This is a genomic window from Pseudomonas sp. ACN8 (assembly GCF_002303925.1).
Taxonomy (GTDB): domain Bacteria; phylum Pseudomonadota; class Gammaproteobacteria; order Pseudomonadales; family Pseudomonadaceae; genus Aquipseudomonas.
This window is the reverse complement of record NZ_MRCS01000057.1, coordinates 13,840-26,069: the sequence shown is the minus strand read 5'-3', so window position 1 is coordinate 26,069 and position 12,230 is coordinate 13,840. Positions and strand designations below refer to the sequence as shown.

At 61.1% G+C, this 12,230-nt stretch carries 12 protein-coding genes; 4 read left to right on the top strand and 8 right to left on the bottom strand.

The genetic code is table 11. The features are described from left to right. Nucleotides 1-6: 6 nt before the first annotated feature. The 4 genes from dsbG to BSF44_RS25315 form a co-directional block, all read right to left on the bottom strand. Nucleotides 7-774, bottom strand: coding sequence for a thiol:disulfide interchange protein DsbG (gene dsbG / locus BSF44_RS25330; protein WP_095945838.1), 768 nt, complete (start codon nt 772-774; stop codon nt 7-9). Beyond that, complete coding sequence (locus tag BSF44_RS25325; RefSeq protein WP_095945837.1) at nt 750-1,604, bottom strand: TlpA disulfide reductase family protein; 855 nt, start codon at nt 1,602-1,604, stop codon at nt 750-752. The genes dsbG and BSF44_RS25325 overlap by 25 nt, the downstream gene beginning before the upstream one ends. Continuing rightward, nucleotides 1,604-3,340, bottom strand: a complete 1,737-nt coding sequence (gene dsbD / locus BSF44_RS25320) for a protein-disulfide reductase DsbD (RefSeq protein ID WP_095945836.1) — start codon at nt 3,338-3,340, stop codon at nt 1,604-1,606. The genes BSF44_RS25325 and dsbD overlap by 1 nt, the downstream gene beginning before the upstream one ends. Before the next feature lie 159 nt (nt 3,341-3,499). Further along, on the bottom strand, nt 3,500-4,192 hold the full coding sequence (locus tag BSF44_RS25315; protein WP_095945835.1) for a hypothetical protein: 693 nt from the start codon (nt 4,190-4,192) through the stop codon (nt 3,500-3,502). Nucleotides 4,193-4,486: 294 nt separating this feature from the next. Between BSF44_RS25315 and BSF44_RS25310 the strand changes: the two genes are divergently transcribed. The 4 genes from BSF44_RS25310 (at nt 4,487) to BSF44_RS25295 (ending at nt 8,465) form a co-directional block, all read left to right on the top strand. Beyond that, nucleotides 4,487-5,167, top strand: coding sequence for a response regulator (locus BSF44_RS25310; protein WP_095945834.1), 681 nt, complete (start codon nt 4,487-4,489; stop codon nt 5,165-5,167). Continuing rightward, entirely contained in the window at nt 5,164-6,489 is a 1,326-nt protein-coding gene (locus BSF44_RS25305) for an ATP-binding protein (protein WP_095945833.1), read from the top strand. The genes BSF44_RS25310 and BSF44_RS25305 overlap by 4 nt, the downstream gene beginning before the upstream one ends. 266 nt (nt 6,490-6,755) lie before the next feature. Next, complete coding sequence (locus tag BSF44_RS25300; protein WP_095945832.1) at nt 6,756-8,156, top strand: aspartate aminotransferase family protein; 1,401 nt, start codon at nt 6,756-6,758, stop codon at nt 8,154-8,156. A gap of 81 nt (nt 8,157-8,237) precedes the next feature. Continuing rightward, complete coding sequence (locus BSF44_RS25295) at nt 8,238-8,465, top strand: MbtH family protein (RefSeq protein ID WP_057713869.1); 228 nt, start codon at nt 8,238-8,240, stop codon at nt 8,463-8,465. Between the two features lie 180 nt (nt 8,466-8,645). Here BSF44_RS25295 and BSF44_RS25290 read toward each other — a convergent pair whose 3' ends face one another. Genes BSF44_RS25290 through BSF44_RS25275 form a run of 4 tightly spaced genes read right to left on the bottom strand, consistent with a single transcriptional unit; the run spans nt 8,646 to nt 12,219 of the window. Further along, nucleotides 8,646-9,548 (bottom strand): metal ABC transporter solute-binding protein, Zn/Mn family, encoded by a 903-nt coding sequence (locus BSF44_RS25290; protein ID WP_095945831.1) that lies wholly within the window; start codon nt 9,546-9,548, stop codon nt 8,646-8,648. Further along, nucleotides 9,549-10,448, bottom strand: a complete 900-nt coding sequence (locus tag BSF44_RS25285; RefSeq protein WP_095945830.1) for a metal ABC transporter permease — start codon at nt 10,446-10,448, stop codon at nt 9,549-9,551. It lies immediately after the preceding gene. After that, nucleotides 10,448-11,296, bottom strand: a complete 849-nt coding sequence (locus BSF44_RS25280) for a metal ABC transporter ATP-binding protein (RefSeq protein ID WP_095945829.1) — start codon at nt 11,294-11,296, stop codon at nt 10,448-10,450. The genes BSF44_RS25285 and BSF44_RS25280 overlap by 1 nt, the downstream gene beginning before the upstream one ends. Beyond that, entirely contained in the window at nt 11,293-12,219 is a 927-nt protein-coding gene (locus BSF44_RS25275) for a metal ABC transporter substrate-binding protein (protein ID WP_095945828.1), read from the bottom strand. Before BSF44_RS25275 ends, BSF44_RS25280 begins: the two co-directional genes overlap by 4 nt. Nucleotides 12,220-12,230 lie beyond the last annotated feature (11 nt).

The window sequence follows — 12,230 nt, the reverse complement described above, 5'->3', positions numbered from 1 at the left end:
GGATTATTATTTAGGCCCGAGAATCTTCGCCAACTTGTCCGGCGACGGCGCGCCTTGCTGCTGTTGCAGATTACCCTTGTCGTCCATGTAGAAAATCGCCGGGGTCGCCTGCAGTTCCAGCTCTTCCATCAATTGCATGTTGGCTGCGAATTTTGCCTGAATCACCGGCGGCACTTCCTTCAAGGCCTTGAGCGCGCTGTCCTTGCCAGCCGCTTCGTGATCCTGCAGGGCTTTTTCCGGGTCTTTGGCGGCGAGCAGTGCGGCGGATTTCCCGGGGCTGTCCTCGCGGATGATGCCCACCATGATGTGGCGCAACTGCACCTTGCCGGCCTTGACCCACGGCCGGGCCTGCTCCCAGAACATGTTGCAGTACGGGCAGTTCGGGTCACTGAACAGGTACACCACGCGCGGCGCATCCTTCTTGCCGTCGCCGATCCAGTTGCTGGTTTCGAACTTGGCCCAGACTTCCTTGGCCATCGGGGCATACACCAGTTTCTGCAATGGCGCGCTGCTCAGGTCATTGCCCTGGGCGTCATACAGGTTGCCCAGCAACACGTGTTTGCCATCCGGGGTCAGGTACAGCGCCATGCCGCGGTTCTGGTATTGCGCGGCATAACCGCGCAAACCGTCGGGGGCGTCGAACTGACCGACGATTTTCGCGCCTTTGGCCTCGATTTTCTTGATCGCATCGGGCAACTCTTCGGCCTGCACCAATGGCAGGTGCAACAGGGCGGCACCGAGGCTCAGGGTCAGCAGGTGGCGGAGGCGGGACATGGCAATTTCCTTGAAGAGGTGGCAGGTACGGTGTCGAAGTTTTCCAGCGCGCGGGCCAGGCTGGCTTCCGACAACTCGCCCAGATGGCTGCCCAGCAGGCGACCCTCGGGGTTGTAGAACAGCGTAGTCGGTAACGCCATGGAACCGACGGCCTGACTCAGACGCCCGCTGCCGTCGAACAGCACGTTGGACAGGCTCAGGCCTTGGGTTTCCAGAAAGGTCGCGACGCTTTGCATGCTTTCCGCCTGATTGACGAACAGGAACGTCAGGTCCGGACGCTGTTGCTGGGCGTTTTCCAGCACCGGCATTTCCCGGCGGCACGGCGGGCACCAGGTAGCCCAGAGATTGATCACCAAGGGGCCGCCCTTGTAGTCGGCCAGTTGCACGGTTTCGCCGGCGGCGTTACGCAGGGTGATTTCCGGCAGGCGTGTGCCTTGTTCATAAATCGACAGGGAGAACGTCGCCAGCAGCCAGAACGCCAGGCCACTGGCCACGCCATAGCCCAATGGGCGACGCAGCCCCGGGCGACGCCAGCCGCGATACAGCGTGGCGAGCAAAACCACAATCACCCCCGGCCAGGCGAGAAAACCGCCATCGCGCAGGTCGATGACCTGCCACGGATCGTTGCGATAGTGCACCCAATAGGCCACCACGAAACTGATTCGGGCCGCCAGCATGCCCAGCAGGAACAGACTGAACAGTACCGATTCGGGGTTTTCACCACCACGCTTGGCGACCCGCCAGCCGACAAAGGTGGCCAGCGCCAGCGCACTGATCAGCAGCAGGTGATTAAGCGCGATGGCAAAGGTGCCGAGGGTGAAGGTCAGCATTAACGAGCGTCTCGGGTGGCGGTCCAGCGTTGCAGGAAAGTATCGGCATCGACCTCGCCGGTGATGCGCTGGCTGCGCCGCTCTTCACCGTCAACGCCAATCCACAGCAGGCTCGGTGGCCCTGGCACTTTGTAACGGCCAAGCAGTTCGCGGCTGGCGGCATTGTCGGCGGTGACGTCCAGTCGGAGCAAGCGCACATCACTCAAGGCTTCGAGGACACGGGTTTTGCCGAAGACCTGTTTTTCCATGACCTTGCACGACACGCACCAGTCGGCGTAGTAGTCCAATAGCACCCACTGGCCCTGAGCCTGGGCAGTGTCGAGTTCCCGTTGCAGTGCCTGCGGATCCTTGAGAGTGGTGAAGGCATCGTGGCCAACCGGCACGGCGGTCACCGCCTGGTCCGAGGCGCGGAAGACCTGCAATGGATTGAACGGATCATCACTGCCGCCGGCCGCCCCGATCACCAGCAGGCCACCCCACAAACCCAGCAACAACGAACTGGCGCCAAACAGGTGTGCGATACGGCCAAAACCTTCCGACTGTTTCCAGGCGCTGTAGGCCGCGATCAACAGCAGCGCACCGCACAAGCCGACCCACAGGGACTCGTCGAGCACCGGGCGTAGCATCAACAATGCGGTGGCGAGGAACAGGAAGCCGAAAATGCCTTTGACCAGGTTCATCCAGGCACCGGGTTTGGGCATGAAGCGATTGCCGACGGTCACCAGCAGCAACAGTGGCACACCGATGCCGATGCCCATGGCGAACAGGATCAGCCCGCCATGCAACGCGTTACCGCTTTGCGCGATGTAGAGCAGGGCGCCGGCCAGCGGTGCGGTCATGCATGGGCCGACCAGCAGACCAGACAGCGCCCCCAGCACGCCGGCGCCGATCAGGTTGCCGCCACGTTGATTGCGTGAGACGTTTTCCAGGCGATCACGCACGGCCACTGGCAGCTGCAGTTCGAAGAAGCCGAACATCGGCAGCGCCAGCAGCACGAAAATCGCCGCGAAACTCCCCAGCAGCCAGGGGTTCTGCAACCAGGCTTGCAGGTTGGCCCCGAGGGAGGCGGCCAGGACACCCATCGCCGCATACACCAGCGCCATGCTGATCACGTAACTGCTGGCCAGGGCCAATCCACGTATGGGCGTGGCGCCGCTGCCGACGATCAACCCGGCCAGGATCGGCAGCATCGGCAATGAACAAGGCGTGAAGGCCAGCAACAGGCCCAGGCCGAAGAACAGCAAAAGGCTCCAGCCCAGCGCCCGTTGCTGCAGGCTACTGGCCAGTGCCTGATCCGGTGCTTCATTGGCCACACTCTGCGTATTGGCGTTACCCAGGTCCACGACCCGGGTTTGCGGCGGATAACACAAGCCGGCATCGGCGCAGCCCTGGTAACTGACCTTGACCTGGCCGCTGGCCCCCGCCGGAATCTTCAATTCCAGGCCCTGACGGTAGACTTGCTGCTCGCCGAAAAACTCGTCGCTGTGGGTTTCACCTTCCGGCAACGCGGGATGCTGCGCGACGGGCAGTCCGTCGAACTTCAAGCGTTTCTGGTACAGGTAATAGCCGTCGGTGATCTGCCAATAGAGCTGGGTTTCACCGGAATCCAGACGTTCAGAGGTAAACGTGAAGGCTTTATCAACCGGGAGAAATTCAGGTTTGGTGTCGAACGGATTGGTTCCCGCCTGGGCCAGGCCCGCGATCATTAGGGTAAAAAGTAAAAACAGACGACGCATGGATAAGCCTTTGCCCTGTGCTAATGAGGTGCACGGTGGCGGGTGGCGATTAACCGATGATTAACCCCATCCGTTGTGGGATTAAAAATGCGTCGTTTGATTCCGGCTTTTCAGACAGTTGATCGATGACGGGTACCCGAATCATGTGGGCGCGGATGCCTATTTTACAATTAATCCTGGCCACGACTCTTCATCGATCGCGATCGGATCCGATATGCTCCGTTTATTTACGTCAAATCTCAGATATTCATTTTTGGTCAGGAAGATATAAAAAAATGTGTCAAGTAGTGGGTGGTCGTTAAGTACTGTCGTTATCATGCGATCTTTATATTGCTCAAGTTTGCTCCACATCGAGCCTTTGAACGGGTTTAATTTCGATGCTTTTTTTAACCACGGATTGTAGATGAAGTAGTTTCCGTCATTCAGCAGTATGTGGAAAGTGTGCTTGATTTCCGCCTTTTCATCCCACATGACACCAATAATTTTGTCGAAGTAAGGTAGTAGTGGCGACCAGTCAGTTTCTGAAATGTTTTTTTTGAACTTTACTTTGTCGTTGTGTTGATCGTACTTGCATACCATCGGTTTATTGCCATCGTAATAGAAAAACCAAGTCATATCACTTTCGAATTCGAGATTCCAGTTACGGCCCGAAGTGTTAAACCCGAAGCGCAGGTCTTTCACATGTTGGTCAAAGTCGTCCCAGTGCGAGACTACAGAGGCGGGGTGATTGTCCGCGACCTTGTTGTCCCCCAAGTTGAAGCGAGAGTAGGTGTTCGTGTCCTTGAAGAAAAAGTAAATGCGATCGGGTCCGCTGCGGTGGTCGGTAGCTACAAAATTTTTAAGTTCTGGCATGATCTGATTCCTTTCAGAATGTTTAAGTGGTGAAGTACTTCGAGATGTGCTGTTTTCGGTCTTCGAAGTTGGGGCGAGATTATCGTTTTTGCTAGAGTAAGTTGAAGGTGTTTTTATCGGCTTTATATTTCCATGCTAATTGAGGTCACCAAACTTGCGTGTTCCTGTAAACACGCGTGTCGGGCGCGACGGATGGGCTGGAGCTTTTTCATGCTGTTCGTCAGTCGGTCCCCTTGTCATAATTGCGCCTTAATCCACAGGTGTTTGACTCTGGTTTTTACTTTTGGAGCGCCCATGCACGTACTGGTTTGCGAAGACGATGAACTGATCGCCAGCGGTATCGTCGCCGGCCTGACTGCCCAGGGCCTGACCGTGGAACATGTGGCCACGGCGTCAGCAGCCCGGGCGATGCTCAAGGTGGCGGAGTTCGACGTCATGGTGCTCGATCTTGGCTTGCCCGACGAAGATGGCCTCAAGTTGTTGCAGCAGTTGCGCCATAACGGTCTGGAACTGCCGGTGCTGATCCTCACGGCCCGTGACTCGGTCACCGATCGCGTCGATGGCCTGCAGGCCGGCGCCGACGACTATCTGCTCAAGCCGTTCGATCTGCGCGAACTCGCTGCACGCTTGCACACGCTGTTGCGGCGGGTGGCGGGGCGCAGCGTCAACCTGATCGAACACGGCGCCCTGACCTACGACCCGAGCAGCCGCGAAACCACGCTCGCGGGGCTGCCGGTGGACTTGTCGCGCCGCGAACAGGCGCTGCTGCAAGCCTTGTTACACAACCGTGGGCGGGTGTTGTCCACCGAGCAGCTCAAGGACAGCGTCTATGGCTTCAACGACGAGTTGGAGAGTAATGCCCTCAACGTCCATATCCATCACCTGCGGCGTAAACTTGGCAATGGTATTGTCGAGACGGTGCGCGGCCTGGGCTATCGCCTGGGGCCGGCTGATGGCGGAGAAGAATCGAAGTGATGAGTCTGCGTTTGCGCCTGAGCCTGACGCTCGGCGCCGCATTTGCCTTGATCTGGGCCCTGGCCGCGGCCTGGATGCTCAGCGATTTGCGCAATCAAATGATGTTTTCCCTCGACCAGCGCCTGGTGGCATCGGCACGCATGGTTGCCGGCCTGATGGAGCAACTGCCGCCCGTGCCGAGCAAGGGCGAGGGCACTCATTTCAGCGCCGAACAACTGAACATTCCGGGCGGCATGGCCTGTCAGGTCAGCTCGTTGCGCGGTGAAATCCTCGCTCGCAGTCACACCGAGCCGCAGCAGACTCTGGAGGCCGAGAAACTCGGTTTTCACGATCAGATGATCGACGGCGCGCCGTGGCGCAGTTTCACACTGGCCCGGGGTGATTTGCGCATCACCACCGCCGACCGGCAGATCGAGCGCGAGGCGTTGAACATGTCGATCCTGCTGGCCGCTTCAGTGCCGGTGGGTGTGGCGCTGCTCGGTTGCCTGTGTTTGCTCTGGCTGGGTATCGGTCAGGGGCTGGCGCCGCTCAACCGCATGCGTGACGCCTTGATGCGCCGCAGCGCCGACTCCCTCGAACCCTTGCAGATCCAGCCGCTGCCCAGCGAGCTGCAACCCTTGCTGGAAACCCAGAACCAGTTGCTCCAGCGCATCGGCAAGACCATCGAGCGCGAACGTCGCCTGACCGGAGACGCGGCCCACGAACTGCGCAGCCCGCTGACCGCGATCAAGACCCACCTGCAAGTGGCGCGGATGACTGACGGCAGCGCCCGGGATCAGTCCCTGGCCCGGGCCGAAGAGGGGGCGGACCGCATGCACCGGACCCTCGAACAATTGCTGTTGCTGGCGCGGGTCGAGGGCAGTCTGTCGTTTGACGACGGTGTGCAATGCAACGCCGAGCAAGTGGCGAAACTGGCGATCCAGGACGCGGCGAGCGGCGATCGCCAGCGCATCAGGTTTCAGGCGCCGGGCAAGGTTTCCGCCGCGCCGGTACAAATGCCCGCTGTGCTGTCGATTGCCGCGCTGCGCAACTTGCTCGACAACGCACTGCGCCATACCCCTGCCGACAAAACGGTGGAGTTGAGCCTGGAAACCACCGGCGATCGTGTGCAGTTCGTGGTGCGCGACCATGGGCCGGGGATCGCCGAAGAAGACCTGCAACACCTGACCCAGCGTTTCTGGCGCAACGGCCAGAGCACCGGTTGTGGTCTGGGGCTGGCGATTGTCCAGGCCATCGTTCAGCGTTGCGGTTGCACCCTGCATTTCGATAGCCGGCCGGACGGCTTGCGGGTTGAGCTGACGATGCCGCTGCAACCGGTCTGAAAATCACCACATACCACTGTAGGAGCGAGCTCTGCTCGCGATGGTCGATAACGATAACGCGTGCTTTCTGAATGCACGCGGTGTTCTTGAGTCCATCGCGAGCAGAGCTCGCTCCTACCGAGGTTTGCGTGTTACCGCCTAAATCCTTCCAGCGCTGATGCGTTTCCAGAACAGGAAAACCTGACAAGTGCGCCCCGTGACCGGAACGCGCACCTGCCCGGTGTGCAGTTTTGGTCACTATTCACAGCGTATTGAGGGGTCGAGAGATGTCAGTCGCTACCAGCCTTATCGAAGAGCAGCCGGCGACGTCCGCCGAGACGCTTTATCAATTCAACGAATCGCCGCTGCTCGCCCGTCAGAGCCGGCAGGAATCCAACGCCCGCAGCTATCCACGGCGCATTCCCCTGGCACTCAAACGCGCCAAGGGCCTGTATGTCGAAGACGTCGAAGGCCGCACCTTCATCGATTGCCTGGCCGGCGCCGGAACCCTGGCCCTGGGGCACAACCACCCGGTGGTGATCGAAGCCATTCAGCAAGTGCTGGCCGATGAACTGCCGCTGCATACCCTGGACCTGACCACCCCGGTCAAGGACCGGTTTGTCCAGGATCTGTTCGGTCTGCTGCCACCAGCCCTCGCCGCTGAAGCGAAGATCCAGTTCTGCGGCCCGACCGGCACCGACGCGGTGGAAGCGGCACTGAAGCTGGTGCGCACCGCCACTGGTCGCAGCACCGTGCTGTCGTTCCAGGGGGGCTACCACGGCATGAGTCAGGGCGCGTTGAGCCTGATGGGCAGCCTGGGGCCGAAAAAGCCCCTGGGCGCCTTGCTCGGCAGTGGCGTGCAGTTCATGCCGTACCCTTACGATTACCGCTGCCCGTTCGGGCTTGGCGGCGCGCAAGGGGTCAAGGCCAACCTGAGTTATCTGGAAAACCTGCTCAACGATCCCGAGGCCGGCGTGCAATTGCCGGCGGCGGTGATTGTGGAAGTGGTGCAAGGCGAGGGCGGGGTGATCCCGGCGGATCTGGACTGGTTGCGCGGTGTGCGGCGGATCACCGAAGCGGCGGGTGTCGCGCTGATCGTCGATGAAATCCAGAGTGGCTTCGCCCGCACCGGCAAAATGTTCGCCTTCGAGCACGCCGGGATCATTCCCGATGTCGTGGTGATGTCCAAGGCCATCGGTGGCAGCCTGCCGCTGGCGGTGGTGGTCTATCGCGACTGGCTCGACACCTGGCTGCCGGGTGCCCATGCCGGGACGTTCCGTGGCAACCAGATGGCGATGGCCGCCGGTTCCGCAGTGATGCGTTATCTGGTGGAACACAAGGTCTGCGAGCATGCCGCCGCGATGGGCGAGCGCCTGGCCGAGCACCTGCGCATCCTGCAGCGGGACTTCCCGCAACTGGGTGACATTCGCGGACGTGGCTTGATGCTTGGCGTCGAACTGGTCGACCCGACAGGCGCACTGGATGCTCAAGGTCACCCGCCGGCCTTCGCCCGCCTGGCACCCCTGGTGCAGCGCGAATGCCTCAAGCGTGGCTTGATTCTGGAACTCGGTGGCCGCCATGGCGCGGTGGTGCGTTTCCTGCCGCCGCTGGTGATTACTGCCGTGCAGATCGATCGCGTGGCCGAAATCTTCGGCCAGGCCCTGACCGCCGCCACCACCAGTCTTTAAATTTTCCGCCCTGCGGACCGTTCCTTCTACATAACGGCTGTGCACACAGCGCAGCCCACCCGATAACGATGGAGAGACACCATGACGTCAGTATTCGACCGCGAGGACATCCTCTTTCAGGTCGTGGTCAACCACGAAGAACAGTACTCGATCTGGCCCGACTACAAAGCCGTGCCACAAGGCTGGCGCACCGTGGGCAAAAGCGGGCTGAAAAAGGAATGCCTGGCCTACATCGAAGAAACCTGGACCGACATGCGCCCGTTGAGCCTGCGGCAAAAAATGGACGAGCAGGCGGCTGTGGCGCACTGATTGGTCATGCAAAAAGAAGCCCGCTGGACTGGTAACGGTCAGCGGGCTTTTTCAGGTCTTGTGTCGCCTATCAGGCCGCTATCGCGAGCAGGCTCGCTCCTACATTTGATCTCGGATTTGCACAAGTTCGGTGTCCACTGAAAATCCCCTGTAGGAGCGAGCCTGCTCGCGATAACTCAGCTACACACCACTCAGTCCCTTGATCAGCAAATCCACATTCCCCTCCAGTTCCGCCACCGGATCCTCGGCATCGGTACTCAACACCACCAACCGGCTACCCGACCCGGTAATCACCGCTTTCAGCGCATCCGACGGCTGCCGGTGATGCAGCACCACCGCCACGTCATTGTCCTTGAGGGTTGTGCCCAACAGTTTTAGCGCCTCCGGTGTCCACTCGGCATCGGTGCGTGCGTCCATGCCGATCAATTCCAGATTGAGGCCGCCAATCAGGTAGCCAAAATGATCGCTCAGGCTCATCACGCTGAGGTTGTCCGCATTGGCCAGCCGCGCCTCGCTGGCGGCACTGAGCTTGAGCAAACGCTGTTTCAACGCTGCCAGGTTGGCTTCGATTTTCGGCTTGGCCTCGGGCGCCAGGCGTACCAGGTCCGCCGCCATCACATCGGCCATGCGCCCCATGTTATTGCTGGAGAACCACGGTTGACTGTTCAACCCATCGATCTTGTTACCGGGTTGCACGGCAATACCGGGCAGGGCGCCGTCCACCGGGCGGGCAGCGTCGACTTCGACGATGCGGATATTGCTGCGCCGGGAGATCGGGTACAGCGGGTCATCCGGCCACAGTGAGCGCAGGCCGATCACCGCATCGGCACCGTCCGCCAGCTTGGCCAGCGCCGGGGCGCCACGGCCGGTGAAGTAGGCGGTCTGGCGGCTGCCGGGCAGGTTGGCCGGGGCCGCACGTTCGAGGCTGACATCGGTGCCCTTGAGCAACACTTCACCCAGCCCATAAGTAATCGGCAAAGAGGCCAGCACCCGCAGCGGTTTGCCGTTGTCGGTGGCCATGGTCGTTGTCACCAGCCCGCACAGGGCGACGGCGAGGGTCAGTTGGCGCAGTGAAAAAATCATTTATCCAAGGTTCCCTTTCAGGCTGGGGACAACGCCGCGCGCGAGGGCGGCCAGGGCGAAGGCGATACCGGCCACGAGGATGATCGCGGCACCGGACGGGATCGGCAGGTCGAAGATGATCGGCGCGAGAATCCCGCACAGGGTGCTGACCGTGGCGATCAGCACCGAACACCAGAAAAAGCCCTTCAGCGATTGGCTGAGCAGGCGTGCCGCGGCGGCCGGAATCACCAGCAGGGCGCCCACCAGAATTGCACCGATGACCTTCACGGCGGCGACGGTGATCAGCGTCACCAGAATCACGAACAGGTAATCCAGAGTTTTCACCGCCACCCCGCGCACCGCGGCCAGTTGCGGGTTGAAACTGGCGAGCATGATGCGGTTGTACAAAGGCAAGGCCAGGGCCATGACCAGCGAACCGACGATGGCCAGCACCAACAGGTCATTGCCGTTGACCGTCAGCACCGAGCCGAACAGCACGTTTTCCAGGATGTGCACGTTGATCTTGCCCGCCAGAATCAGCAGCAGGCTCGCGCCCAGGGCGAGCGACACCGAGAGAAACACACCGATCAAGGTGTCCGGCGCCAGGCCGGTGCGGTTGCGCAGGTAATTGAGCAGGATGCCGAACAACAGGCAGTAGCCGAACAGGCTGCCGTAAGGTCCGGTGTAGGGTTCGCCGAGCAGGATGCCGATGGCCACGCCGGTCAACGCGGCATGACCGACCGCCTCGGAGAAAAACGCGAAGCGCTTGACCACCACCAGCGTGCCCAGGCCGCCCAGCACCGGGCCGATCAGCAGCCCGGCGATCAAGGCGTTGACCACGAACCCATAGGCCAGCGCCTCGGGCAGATAACCCGACGACGCCCAGCCCTGGACCATCAGGCGAAAAGCTTCGTAACTCATCAGGCAAGGCTCCGTGGGTGCGTCGAGAACAGCGTCAACAGGCGCTCCGGTGTCAGCGCCTGTTGCGGCGTGGTGTCGAACAACACCCGGCGATTGAGCCCGGTGACGTGATCGGCCAGGCGCCCGACCGCTTCCAGATCGTGCTCGATCCACAGCACGGTGATGCCCGCCGCTCGCCAGTCGCCGAGCAAGCGTTCGAATACCCGGATGCCGGCTTCATCGAGGGCCGACATCGGCTCATCGAGCACCAGCAATTGCGGAGACGGAATCAGTCCCTGGGCCAGCAACACCCGTTGCCGTTCGCCGCCGGACAGCGCGCCCATGCGGCGTTTGCGCTTGTCCTGCATGCCGACCCGCTCCAGCGCCTCGCCAATCGCCGCCGCGTAGTGTTTGCTCAAACCGAGAAAGGCCGGGCGACGCTGGCACAGGACAGCCATGAAATCGTCGACGGTCATCGGCAAGCCCCGGTCGAACTCCAGCGCCTGTGGCACATAACCGATGGTTCCCGGTTCGGCAGGCCATTGCAGGCTCAAGCGGCCCTGATGCGGCATTTGCCCGAGCAGGGTCTTGATCAGCGAACTCTTGCCACCGCCGTTGGGGCCGACCAGTGCGTGCACGGCGCCGGGGCGGACCTGGAAGGTCACCTTGTCGAGGATCGTCGTGCGCCCCAGCGTCAGGCTGATGTCAGCAAAATCCAGCGTCGGCCCCGCCCCCTGTAGGAGCGAGCCTGCTCGCGATTGCGCTGTGTCATTCAAGGAAGATGTTGGCTGGTCGGACGCCTTCGCCAGCAGGCTGGCTCCCACAGGGTTTTCGGCGTCTCGGGCGATTAGTGTTTCTTTTGAAGTCATGCGCCGGACTCCTGAATCGCCCGCACCACGGTGTCGAGGTTGCCGGTCATTTCCTTTTCGTACTTGTCGGCGGTGTATTCGCCGTAGGAAATGTGCGACAGCGGATACAGCTTCACCCCGGATTCGCGTTGGATGGTGTCGACGTAAGTGGAAGGAAAGTCCATCTCCGAGAAGATCACCTTCACGTCCAGCTCACGCAGTTGATCGATGGTTTTTTTCAGCTGGCTCGGGCTCGGCTCGATACCGTGGGCCGGTTCGACCACGGCCGTCACTTCCAGGCCGAATTCGCGCAGCAGGTAGTCGTAGGCGGCATGCACCGTGGCCACCCGCAGTTCGGCGTTCGGTGCCTGGGTCAGTTTGGCCAGGGCGTCGGCGCGCATCTTGCGCAGGCGCTTGCCGTAGGCGCGGGCGTTCTCGGTATAGGTCTTGGCATTGACCGGGTCGAGCTTGCCCAGCTCCCGGGCGATGTTGTTGACCTGGGCGATGGAGGCGCTGATCGACAGGAACGTGTGGGGGTTCACCACTTTACCGGCGCCGCGTGCGGCCACGCCGGTGGCGGCCAGCAGCGGTACGTTTTCGTTGGCTTCGATCACCGGGACCTTTGGGGTTTCGCTGGCGGCGATCATGCGATCGGCGAAATCATCATGACCGACGCCATTGAGCACGATCACGTCCAGCCCGCTGATGCGCTTGATGTCTTCGGCGCGGGGTTCGTAGGCATGCGGGTTGAAACCGGCCGGAATCAGCGGCACCACCTCAGCCTTGTCGCCGACGATGTTCGCCACGTAGCTGTAGTAAGGGTGCAGGGTGATGCCGATGCGCAGACGCTTGACTTCATCAGCGCTGGCCAGTGAGGGCAGCAGGCAGGCGAGCAAGCCGACCAGCAGCAGGCGTAAAAAACAACGGTGAGATGAATTGGGCATGGGAAAGCGGT

Bases quoted from the DNA above. Each gene is read 5' to 3' on its own strand.
- BSF44_RS25300 (WP_095945832.1), top strand. From the start codon at position 6,756: ATGTCAGTCGCTACCAGCCTTATCGAAGAGCAGCCGGCGACGTCCGCC.
- BSF44_RS25280 (WP_095945829.1), bottom strand. From the start codon at position 11,296: ATGACTTCAAAAGAAACACTAATCGCCCGAGACGCCGAAAACCCTGTG.
- BSF44_RS25295 (WP_057713869.1), top strand. From the start codon at position 8,238: ATGACGTCAGTATTCGACCGCGAGGACATCCTCTTTCAGGTCGTGGTC.
- dsbG (WP_095945838.1), bottom strand. From the start codon at position 774: ATGTCCCGCCTCCGCCACCTGCTGACCCTGAGCCTCGGTGCCGCCCTG.
- BSF44_RS25290 (WP_095945831.1), bottom strand. From the start codon at position 9,548: ATGATTTTTTCACTGCGCCAACTGACCCTCGCCGTCGCCCTGTGCGGG.
- BSF44_RS25275 (WP_095945828.1), bottom strand. From the start codon at position 12,219: ATGCCCAATTCATCTCACCGTTGTTTTTTACGCCTGCTGCTGGTCGGC.
- BSF44_RS25325 (WP_095945837.1), bottom strand. From the start codon at position 1,604: ATGCTGACCTTCACCCTCGGCACCTTTGCCATCGCGCTTAATCACCTG.
- BSF44_RS25285 (WP_095945830.1), bottom strand. From the start codon at position 10,448: ATGAGTTACGAAGCTTTTCGCCTGATGGTCCAGGGCTGGGCGTCGTCG.
- BSF44_RS25310 (WP_095945834.1), top strand. From the start codon at position 4,487: ATGCACGTACTGGTTTGCGAAGACGATGAACTGATCGCCAGCGGTATC.
- dsbD (WP_095945836.1), bottom strand. From the start codon at position 3,340: ATGCGTCGTCTGTTTTTACTTTTTACCCTAATGATCGCGGGCCTGGCC.
- BSF44_RS25315 (WP_095945835.1), bottom strand. From the start codon at position 4,192: ATGCCAGAACTTAAAAATTTTGTAGCTACCGACCACCGCAGCGGACCC.